Consider the following 10,257-nt stretch of genomic DNA (forward strand, 5'->3'; position numbering starts at 1 on the left):
TCTCGCCTGTTTCGGCCCAGCCCCAGATCGGCAAATTCGCCCCTTCCTGCAAAACCATGTTGCTCCCGATCACTGACGGCAGTCTAACCTCGGCCGATGCGACGGCGGACCAGAGACAAATTGCCACCGATAGTGCGAGAAGGGGCAAACGGTAACGTCGAAGCATCTGACGATCCTTGAGAGACAGCGGAAGAGCCGGTGAGAAGGAGGTTTGGGGCGGTTAACGAGCGAAGGATACCGCCGCGGGTAGACTACTATAATATATCTTCCAATGACCGGCGCGCAATTGCAAGAGAATGGAGTAGGTGGTGCAATCGACGAAGCGATCCACCGGTAACGGCGGCGCGCCGGTCCCGATCGACCGAGGCAGTCAGCATTACGCGGGGCCGGAAGTGTCGTAGGATTCTGTTGCTGGGTCATCGGATTGAAGAACCGGCCGGCGTCCAGACTTCGACCTTCGCCTCTGGAAAGAGAACCCTGAGGCGGTCAAGTTCGGCCGCGTCCGTTCCGACCAGCATCTTGATCGACCAAACTCGTTCATCTCCGAGAACGCGACGAATCCACGGGATGATGCCCTCTTCATCGGTGTCGTCGATTCCGACCAGCCGCGTATCGACCACGCGACTCAATTCGGCGCGCCTCTTCCGCACGATCTTTGCCTGCCAGCCTACATAGGCGCAGAGCAGGGACAGAAACACGACTCCAACCAGCAGCGCCTGCAGGCCGAATTGAGACCGGCGGCGCTTCGGTGGCTCAGCTTTGGGCAGCTCGTTTTGCATGGCCGAATTATCTGTCGCCGCGGGCAGCCGGAGCAAGGGATACGCGGGGCCAAGCGATCCTGGCCTCCCTCTGGCACTCGGCCAACGCGTCGGCGGGCGGGATTCTCAAGTCCCACGGTTGCCGCAAGCTCTTGCACTGCTGATCGACATGGACTTCATGAGGCAGAAACCCGCACGCCACTGTTTCCGACGCCCTCCTGCGAGAAACCAGCACCAGAAGTTTCTCGCCGCAGGCCGCTGAACTGTGCATGAGATTTGCAGCCGATGCCAAAGAATAGAGCGGAGGCCGCTTGGCTGGCCTTCAGTCGGCCAAAGTCTCGACGCTGTTTGGCCCGAATTATCGGCCGTTATCCGGTCGTTGGCTGATCACCACGAAAAATCCGCGGGAAAGGGCGTATGCTTTGCTATGTTTGACGGTTTCTGGCGTTTGTTCGCCGAACCAGACGGCGGAGCACCGGCTTGGTCAGCAAGATTGCAAAGACGACTAGGACATGAAAACCAAAAAACACAAAAGAAAACACAAGCACCGCGAACAGGCCGGGGATTCACTCAACGGCGCAGCCAATTGCGGCTCGAACGACATTCAAAATCACGGCGATGTGAAAGCTAAGCGGCACAAGATCGACGATGCGGTCTTCGTTGAAGAATTGGCCCGCTTGCAGATCGAGCTGGTCAAGCTACAGGAGTGGATTAAGCATGAAGGCCTGAAAGTCGTGGTCATCTTTGAGGGAAGGGATGCAGCCGGTAAGGGAGGAGTGATCAAGCGGATCACCGAGAGCCTGAATCCGCGCATCTGTCGCGTGGTTGCACTGGGCACGCCCACGGAGCGCGAAAAGAAGAGTTGGTATTTTCAGCGCTACGTGGCTCACTTGCCGACGGCCGGCGAGATCGTGCTGTTCGATCGCAGTTGGTACAACCGTGCCGGCGTGGAGCGTGTCATGGGCTTTTGCAGCGACGCTGAATATCACGAGTTCTTACGGAGCTGTCCCGAGTTTGAGGAGATGCTGATCCGCGCCGGAATCATTTTGATCAAGTATTGGTTCTCCGTGAGCGACGAGGAGCAGGAACGCCGCTTCCAGAAACGTATGGATGACCCGACGCGCAGCTGGAAGCTCAGCCCCATGGACGTCGAATCTCGTTCTAGGTGGGTCGACTATTCACGCGCCAAAGACACGATGTTCACTCACTGCGACACGAAGCAAGCCCCGTGGCGTGTAGTCAAGGCCGACAGCAAGAAGTGCGCGCGATTGAACTGTATCTCGCACTTGCTGAGCGTGATTCCCTATCAAGACCTGACGCCGACCCCGGCTGAACTGCCGCCACGTCCGGCAATGCCCGAAGACTATGTGCGCCCTCCGATCGAGGACCAGTCCTTCGTTCCCGAGATTTGGTAACGTCATTCGGAGGGCGAAAAGACAACCTGCGGCTTTGGCCCCGGCCGACCGGTGGTCCGGTCGTGCAGAAACGGTCGATTGTGCGACCTGAATCTTTTAACTTCGAGCGGGGCAGAGTGGAAATCCGATATCGAGAGTGAGATGGTGGTCGCCAGGGACGGCATTTGAATTATTCGCGGCTCGGCTTAACCGCCGGGCCGTTTTCTTTTGCGCTCACTGCGGCCAGACGTGAGAGGCACGATCCTGGCCGCTCGGGCACGGCGACATTCTTGACGGAGCCAACTTGACCGTGGCGGGGCTTTTTTCATGCGCCCAGTGAGCCGAACGGAAGGAGCAGCCGCGATCCCGGTCGCCCTTTGGCCAACGCATCGTCGGGCGGGATTCTCAGACCCACGGTTGACGCGGCCGGACGCGGGCGGCTCGATAGGACCGCCGGCAGCCGGAGCAAGGGATTCTGACGGGGCCGCAGCATCGCCGGCCGCGGGGAAGGCAGAATGCTTACACGGGCCGAGGCTCACAAACGGAATCACCGCCAGTCCAGTCACCGGTGAAGCGATCTGTTACCGGGCGGGTTCCTTTGTCCGATGGTCGGTCCCTTGCGGTGGCGCATTGCCTCCTCGTTCAGCGCGCAGTGCGCGGACTTCCTCGGATAGTTCTTCAATGGCTTTACGGAGCGCGGCCAAATCCTGGGACGGTTCCGTCTCGGCGCCCGTTACCGAGTGCCCCTGCACCGGCCGCGGCGCGAAAGCGGCTTCAGTCTTTACAGGGATGCTTGGGATCGGGATTCCTCCCCGGTTAAGTCTCGTCATCGGGACCAAAGCGATGCGATTGATCGGGATGGCTGCGATGCCGACAGCCGCGCGTGGCGCCGGACTGCCGGCTGCAGCGAGACCGTTTGAACTCCCGTTTACCAGGGCCGTTGGTGGAATTGCCGTGCGCTGACCCAGCACCGTGAGGATGCTCGCGTAATTCCATGTAAGGTCTCTAGCGCTTTGCATAAACCCGGTTTGTCGATTCATCTGCTCGGAGAGCGACCCGTCCAGGAAAGCGTGGTATTTGACCCGCCGCAGTTGCCGGTCGCCAGCGGAGCGCAGCGCGGCGATCACATCTTGGAATGCCGGGTCGTTGTTGATCAGGAATTGGCCCGGCTGCAGGCTCTGAAATCGGCTTGGATCCAGTGACAAGAAGAAGCCCTTATTCCGGTCCGTAACGGCGATCTGGCCCTTGACCGTCCATTCGCTGGCGGCCCGATAGTACAATTCCGCCATGCCCGCCGTGCACAACACCCAGGCGTTGCCGACGTTGGTGCCGGCTTGCCCGCTGTAGCAGTCTTCCGGATACCGGCCGATTGCGGTCCCGAGCGGAGCGCCGTCGAAATCTTGTTTCGCCTGGTTGATCGGAAACAAATTGTCAAATGTCGAGGACAGGCTTGCGGCCGTTGCAGAAACCATGTCGTCAGTCGGCGAGAAGAAGTCGTCCCCTTGGCGATTAGCGTGGAGGACCGCCAGGACGACGGCCGCGTCGAGGTTGCTGGCCTTGTAGCTCAAACCGCCGTCGCGATCCAGCGTGACGCGGATGATCCCGTTTACCTGGTCCCAGTGCCCGCGCAAGGCCGGTTCCAAGGCGCTGGCCTGGGCGCTGTACCAATCGGCAGCCCCTCCATCGTTCAGCCGCCGGGCCAGCGCCGCACCCTCGATCAGCGCGCGGCGCTCGACCATTCTCGTGTAGAAATGGTGGCCCCTGACTTCTTCCCACGGGTCGAAGCAGGTGTTGGGCCAATTGTGAGACACGTATTCCAGGTCTCGTTTGATAACCGAATTGGTCGGCAGAGTCGAATCATAGAGCTTCGTCTTGACCAGACCCAATTGAGCCGTGTCTCCGTTGTCCAGCAGATAGTTGGCCAATCGGGTGAAGGCCATGGCCCGCAGCGCCGGACCATCGTCTTGAGGCCGACCCCAATCGTCGGTGAACGCGGAACCGTCCGTGTTGAATTTCGGCTCGCCCAGCCCCCGACCAGGTTCCGACCGCGGATTGTTCGTGACCTGATTCTGGAGCGAGAAATCGAGATAGGCCGTCAGCAGCGCCCAGTAACGCTGGCGCTCCGCGGCGTCGGAACTCTGGGTGTAAAGGGAGATGACCGTGTCCATCGCCAATGCCCCATCCCGCACCCAGTGAAAGTAATAATTCGGGTTGGCGGTCGAGGGCGAAGCGATCACCGCGCCATTGCTGAGGACGTTTCCGATGAGCTGTTGCGTCGCGACGGCTTTTTCTGTCTGGAGCCACTGCTCCAAGTCGGCGGCCCTCGTTGGCTGCCGGGAAGACAGCGCCACCAAGACGAGGATGGCGACGACGAAATGCCAGCCGGCCTTCAAGATTCGAGAACTCGCTGTGGGGCTTGGGATCATTCCCGACCTCCTTTAACGTTGATTCGACAAACAGGCAGCCGGGCAAACGGCTTCGGATCGAGTTGGCCATTCCCGGATATTAGCGAGGGGTTATCCATGATCGACGTGAAACTGCGCCGCGAGCAACTTGCGATCGGTCCCGCGCAAGATTCCCCGCATCAGGTCGATCGTCTTCGGCTCATCGAAATAGGCCGAATGAACTTCGGTTGCCGATTCCGGAAGCAGAGCGGTGCAATCGAATTCGCAGACGTTATCGGGCGCCGTGACGTTCGGGTCGAGTCCGCTGCGGCCCAGCCGCCGTTTGCCAAAATGCTTCAGGCCAGCCGAAGCGCCCAGCACTGCGTCCCGGCCGGAATAAAGAACCGACACCCGATACGTCAAGTTCGCGATCGCGTCGCCGTCGCTGCCATCGACCGTCTCGCCGCTCTTGAACAGATCGTTGTCCACGTCGGCCGCAACCATCAGCAACTGGCTGAGCAAGCTGACCAGCAACGGGCGATTCTTCCTGGTCCAAGCGCTTTGCATCGCCTTTTCCAGGACGTAATTCCCCATGCTGTGGGCGATGAGCGACGTCTTGGCTCGACAGGCTTTGTCGGGAGATTTCACCGCATCGGCCTGCTTCTTCTGCAGCCAGTCGTACAGCTCCGAGAGGACGTCCGCCAGATCCGGCGCGGCTTCGCGAGCTTCGCTGCGGTCCGGCAGATAATCGGCGGGAGAGCCGGCCGAAGGCCAGGTGAACAACACGCACAAACCGAGCGAGCTGTCGCCGGCGAACAGAGAGTTGCAAATCTTGCGATAGGTCCGCGCTGCATCCTGCCAACCATTGTTGTAGCCATGCACGAACAACGTGACGTGCTGCTGATCGTCATAGCGGTTGGGATCGGTGATTAGCGGAAATCCGGCGGTCGCAGCAACCAACTGCTTCTGAAAAGCATCGGGCCGCGCTCGGGTCCAGTTGGCGAATATATCAACGTCGTCGCTATCGGCGGTCCAATAGCTCAATCCGGCCACCCGGCCGCCAAATTCATCCCCGGCCACATTGCGGTCCGTAATCATCCAATACTTGGGCATTGCTGCGGCTCCGCTGCGCCGATCATTTCTGCGAATTGTGCATTGCCGGCACACCGCGATCCGCACTGCCATTTCCATTCAGCAGCCGAGCGAGCGATCATTTATCCGCGTCGCCATACATCAACTTCTGAGGCAGATTCTTGAACCGCGGCTTCTCGCCCTCTTTGAACGTGATGACCCATGTTCGATCGAACTCCTGGTCGGGCCATTTGGTCGGCGCGTCTTCCACTCCAAAGGCCCCAGCCATCCTCGGGATCACCTTGTGCTCCCAGCAGATCAGCACCGTGTGGCCGTCGTAGTCATGGTTATCCATGATCTCTTTGACCATCTGCTGGAATTCATCGCGCGTGAATCTCTGATTGATCGTTAGGTTCAGCGCGTCGGCCAGGGGTTTGGCTGTTTCAAACGATCGTACGGATGAGGTTTCTTTCTTGGCGGCTTGGGCGTAGATCGCCACCAGCGTCTTGTACTCCAGCACCTCGGGCGTCCCGCGAAAATAGGGCACCAAGGCCGCGGCCCGTTCCTGGCCCTTAAGCGAAAGCTCATTTCCTGCTTGCGGCTTCTCCGCGTGGCGGATGATGATCACTTCCGCCGGTTGCGCCAGCGCCTCGCACGCAGGCGCGAGCAGTATCGCGCAGCCGAGGATCAAATGGCGCATAGCGACCCCTTTCCTACATTCTCGGCAAACAACGGCACCTTCCATCGGCAAGACAAGACCGTCGCAGGGGACCTGAACCGGCCCGATGAACGGGGTCGTGACGAGGAGTATAGTCAAAGCGAAATCGCAGTTGCAAGCGTCTGAATTACGGAATTTGGAAAATCACACATATCATAGTTGTGCCGCTTGCCGCCGAATCGGCAGCCGTCTCTCAGTTTCGTCGGGTTGAAGAGCAAGCGGCGCTCATCGGCAGCCCCGGTCAGGGAAATGGCGTCGATCCGCAAGCAGCCCAGGTCGACGATGGGTGTTCCACTGACAAGCGGGCCGTGGCTTCGATCGGGTCTTGACTCAGTTCTGGGCGATCTGCGGATCAAGACCAAGCCGGACCGGCACTTTGCCAAACGAGCCGCCTGCATGACAAGTAGAGCGTTCGCCGGGCCGAACAGAACTCCAGCAGGGCCGGAGAAACGTTGCGATCGCGTTCGCCGAGCTTGGAGTCGCCCTTCGCCTTTAGCGAAATCTGGACGATGCCACGGCCCTCAAATGCCAAATCGGACAGGAAGGGACACGACTGGACAAGTTTACTAGGAACATCCCGTTCGCGCCGAACCTGGCCACTATTCCCCGCGACGGAATTTGATCCCCAACTGGTCGAACAAGAATGCGTAGATGTCCACCTGCTCGTCGATCTGCTCGGTCAACGGCGTGCCCATTCCGTGGCCAGTGTTGGCGCTGGTGCGCAGCAGGATCGGCGCCGCCGACGTGTTCGCCGATTGCAGCCGGGCGATCATCTTGCGCGACTGCATCGGATCGACCCGCGGATCGTTGGCGCCAGTAAGCATGAGGATCGCCGGGTACTTCGCGCCTGCGAGAACATGGTGGTATGGAGAATAGGCCGAGAGCGCCCGAAACTGGTCTGCGTCCTTGACTGTGCCGAACTCCGGAACGTTGAATGCTCCGTTGGGGGACAGCTCGACGCGCAGCATATCGTAAATGCCGACCGACGAGACCACGGCCTTGACCAGCTCCGGATGCTGCGTGAGCATGGCCCCCATCAACAGGCCGCCGTTGCTGCCGCCGATGATCGCCAAATGCTCGGGCGAGGTGTAACCACGGGCGATCAAGTGTTGCAGTACCGCGGCGAAATCATCGAACACGTTTTGCTTCTTGGTCAGGCTGCCCGACAAATGCCAAGCTTCGCCGAACTCACCGCCCCCACGAAGATTCGCCACGACGCTGATGAACCCTTGGTCAAACAAGACTCGACTGTTCGGACGGAAACTCGGCGCGAGACTGATTCCATAACCGCCGTAGCCGGTCACCAAACAAGGATTCGAGCCATCGCGCTTGGCCGACTTGGGCAGCATGATGCTCAACGGGATCCGGGTGCCGTCCTTGGACGTGGCAAACTCGCGCACGACCTGCACGTCGTTGAACTCAACCGGCGAAGGCGTCGCCAGGGCGGTCTTTTCGGTTTTGCCTGTCTGCGGCTGGTAATGATAAAAGGCCGGCGGCTCGACGAACGACACATTGCTGAAGAGCAATTCATCTCCGTCGAGGGGCGCCATGCCGCCAACGCTCGACACCTCCAATTGCCGCGGCGCTGACTGGGGACGGCCAGCGTGATCGAAGACGCGAATCTCCGACGGCCCGCCCGTTTGATACTCGACGTACAAGAGCGTGTCCGTGGCTGCAAACGTATCGGGACTGCCAAAGTGACTCACGATCGCATCTTTGCCCTCGGGGATGATCTTCTGGGCGGCCGACAGCGTCGGTGTGGTCAGCGATAGCCGCAGCAACTCGCCGCGCGGTGCGCCCTTTCGTGAAATCAGGAACAGCTTGTCCTTTGGCACGAAGACTCCGGCCACGATCTGATCAGGGATCCGGCTGAGCTGCGTCCAAGTTCCGTTTGGGGATCGCAAGTGAAGTTCAAACTCGCCACCATCGCCGTTTTGCATCGTCACGAGCACGTGCCCGGACTTGGCCGTTGCAAGTTTGATCTCGGCGATTCGCGGAAACTCTTTTCCGATTTCGTAGCGGTCGTCTTGAGTCGGCGTGCCCAGCTTGTGGAAATAGACTTGCGTGAAGAAGTCGAGGTCTGCATCAGGGCGCTCGCCGTGGCGGGGATAGCGAGAGTAGAAGAACCCTGCGCTGTCGGCGGCCCAGCTCAAATCGCCGCCAGCGGTGCCGCCGTTGGCACGAGGAACAACCTCACCCGTATCGTGTCCGGTCTTGGCGTCGAACAGGTGGACATCGCCCGCCTCGCTGCCCCATTTCGAGAGCGACACGGCCATGAGGTTCCCGTCGGGGCTGGGCACGTACCAGTCGATCGCCGTGCCGCCATGTGAATCGAGTTCATTCGGATCGACCAGCACTTTGGACGTTGCTGGATCGCCCGGCCAATTCATCACCAGTAGGAACGGCTGCTGTTTCGGGGGCTGACGCTTGATGGCAAACAGCTTGCCCTTTACGTACTTGAGCGAGCTATAGCTATAGGTCTTGGCCAGCATGATTTCCGAAACTCGGGACCGGATGGCCGGCACGTCGGGCAGCTTGTCGAGAAAGGCTCGCGCGTGGGCGTTCTGGGCGTCGCTCCAGCGGCGCACTTCGTCGGCGGATGAGTCTTCGAGCCAGCGGTACGGATCGACGATCGTGACGCCGTGATACGTGTCGATCACGTCGTGGCGCGGTGTCGAAGGTGAGGAGATCGCTACGGCCATGCTCAACAACGTGGTGATGATCGCTATCGACATAATGGCGGCGCGCTTCGGGCGATGTGCGATCAAATGTACTCGCAGGCAATCAGCTCCGCAATAAACGCACGTTCTCGGGCATAGATCCCCGGAGCCTCCGATTCCCGCGGCCCGGCAATGTGGAGCTGCGACTCTGAGTCGGCCGGCGCGTTGACGATCCGCGCCAGCCACTCGCAGGCGCGCTCGACAGAGTCGGATTGCAGAAGATCGACTGCCAAACAAGGGCGAAGGAACACCACGTCTGCCGTTTGCTTGGTAAACATGGTCCCTGGCGATCGGTTTAGCTCATCGCCGCGGACGAGGATCAACGTGGCGTGGCTATCGCGCACGTTCCAGGCAGTACGCTGCTCGGGTGAGTCCGAGGGCGTTTCGGTTAGTCGGGGATAGGCCGCCAGCAATCCGGGAGGCACAAGAAAGTCTTCGGCCCAGCCGCCGCGTGGGCACCAGCCCCCGTAACTCAGACCGTGACGCTGAGCAAAGTCGAGCGCCGCTCGATCGACTCCCGTCTGCCCGCCGGATCGGACCGCGATAGATGACATTTATCAGCTCTCCGGGATTGCAAGGTCGCCGGTTACGGCCAAGAACAATGGCAAATTCAGTGTGCAGTCCGCGTCTTCAATCACTGCACCCTCACTCTGCACAAATTGTCATACAACTCAAAGACTTGGCCGGTCCAAGGACATTCATTCTGCCCGAATCCGCTCCATAAAAAAATGAGACGGCTTTAGCGGTTCTCAGAGCACGGCCCGTTGAACACCGGCCTCGTGGACTTGGTGAGCCGCTAACTCGCCCCGCTCGTCTTCACGGTCGCGCTGTAGCCCGGATTGCTAGCATTTCAGCCCTCCGGCTGCCGCTCGCCTAGGATCGCTGCTAACGCGTTCGAGCCTCGGACAGCCCTCTCGTGGCTTCGTGCGGCGCATCGCGTCTGAGAGCCCTCCAGAGCCCTACCAAGGGATCGTCGGCCGTGGACGGGCCGCCGGGACCACCGCCGAAACGGGCGACCTTTGCAAAGTGTTGCAAGCCGTTGCAAAGAGTTGCAACCAGTGCGCGGCTGATCCGCTCGCGCTGGCACCGTAAGTGAAGAAGAGCGTGAGTTCGTTCTCGTAGCCTCGCGCGGTGCGGGGCGGTTGTTTCATTACGACCGCCCCGGCTGGGGCGGTCTCTCTTTTTCAATTGGAGATCGACCCATGATCGCGA

At 60.1% G+C, this 10,257-nt stretch carries 8 protein-coding genes; 2 read left to right on the top strand and 6 right to left on the bottom strand.

Annotated elements, in window-relative coordinates; genetic code table 11:
* Positions 1–416: 416 nt before the first annotated feature.
* Positions 417–779 (bottom strand): hypothetical protein, encoded by a 363-nt coding sequence (locus tag VGY55_15605; protein HEV2971400.1) that lies wholly within the window; start codon positions 777–779, stop codon positions 417–419.
* Between the two features lie 491 nt (positions 780–1,270).
* Between VGY55_15605 and ppk2 the strand changes: the two genes are divergently transcribed.
* Positions 1,271–2,173, top strand: a complete 903-nt coding sequence (ppk2, locus tag VGY55_15610) for a polyphosphate kinase 2 (protein HEV2971401.1) — start codon at positions 1,271–1,273, stop codon at positions 2,171–2,173.
* Between the two features lie 560 nt (positions 2,174–2,733).
* On the opposite strand, the gene VGY55_15615 is transcribed toward ppk2, so the two are convergent.
* From VGY55_15615 to VGY55_15625, 3 genes are all read right to left on the bottom strand, one after another.
* Positions 2,734–4,578, bottom strand: coding sequence for a glycoside hydrolase family 15 protein (locus tag VGY55_15615; protein ID HEV2971402.1), 1,845 nt, complete (start codon positions 4,576–4,578; stop codon positions 2,734–2,736).
* Between the two features lie 90 nt (positions 4,579–4,668).
* Positions 4,669–5,649, bottom strand: coding sequence for an alpha/beta hydrolase (locus tag VGY55_15620; protein HEV2971403.1), 981 nt, complete (start codon positions 5,647–5,649; stop codon positions 4,669–4,671).
* A gap of 97 nt (positions 5,650–5,746) precedes the next feature.
* Positions 5,747–6,307, bottom strand: a complete 561-nt coding sequence (locus VGY55_15625; protein HEV2971404.1) for a histidine phosphatase family protein — start codon at positions 6,305–6,307, stop codon at positions 5,747–5,749.
* 179 nt (positions 6,308–6,486) lie between these two features.
* On the opposite strand from VGY55_15625, the gene VGY55_15630 reads away from it, so the two are divergent.
* Entirely contained in the window at positions 6,487–6,654 is a 168-nt protein-coding gene (locus VGY55_15630; GenBank protein HEV2971405.1) for a hypothetical protein, read from the top strand.
* Positions 6,655–6,924: 270 nt separating this feature from the next.
* On the opposite strand, the gene VGY55_15635 is transcribed toward VGY55_15630, so the two are convergent.
* Together VGY55_15635 and VGY55_15640 are read right to left on the bottom strand one after the other, a co-directional pair.
* Positions 6,925–9,060 (bottom strand): alpha/beta fold hydrolase, encoded by a 2,136-nt coding sequence (locus tag VGY55_15635; protein HEV2971406.1) that lies wholly within the window; start codon positions 9,058–9,060, stop codon positions 6,925–6,927.
* A 29-nt stretch (positions 9,061–9,089) separates the two neighbouring features.
* Complete coding sequence (locus tag VGY55_15640) at positions 9,090–9,599, bottom strand: putative molybdenum carrier protein (GenBank protein HEV2971407.1); 510 nt, start codon at positions 9,597–9,599, stop codon at positions 9,090–9,092.
* Positions 9,600–10,257: the final 658 nt, after the last annotated feature.

The sequence above is a fragment of the Pirellulales bacterium genome, assembly GCA_035939775.1.
In the GTDB taxonomy this organism is placed as follows: Bacteria; Planctomycetota; Planctomycetia; order Pirellulales; family DATAWG01; genus DASZFO01.

Coding starts and splice junctions, on each gene's coding strand:
- VGY55_15605 (HEV2971400.1), bottom strand. CDS start 779: ATGCAAAACGAGCTGCCCAAAGCTGAGCCACCGAAGCGCCGCCGGTCT.
- ppk2 (HEV2971401.1), top strand. CDS start 1,271: ATGAAAACCAAAAAACACAAAAGAAAACACAAGCACCGCGAACAGGCC.
- VGY55_15615 (HEV2971402.1), bottom strand. CDS start 4,578: ATGATCCCAAGCCCCACAGCGAGTTCTCGAATCTTGAAGGCCGGCTGG.
- VGY55_15620 (HEV2971403.1), bottom strand. CDS start 5,649: ATGCCCAAGTATTGGATGATTACGGACCGCAATGTGGCCGGGGATGAA.
- VGY55_15625 (HEV2971404.1), bottom strand. CDS start 6,307: ATGCGCCATTTGATCCTCGGCTGCGCGATACTGCTCGCGCCTGCGTGC.
- VGY55_15635 (HEV2971406.1), bottom strand. CDS start 9,060: ATGTCGATAGCGATCATCACCACGTTGTTGAGCATGGCCGTAGCGATC.
- VGY55_15640 (HEV2971407.1), bottom strand. CDS start 9,599: ATGTCATCTATCGCGGTCCGATCCGGCGGGCAGACGGGAGTCGATCGA.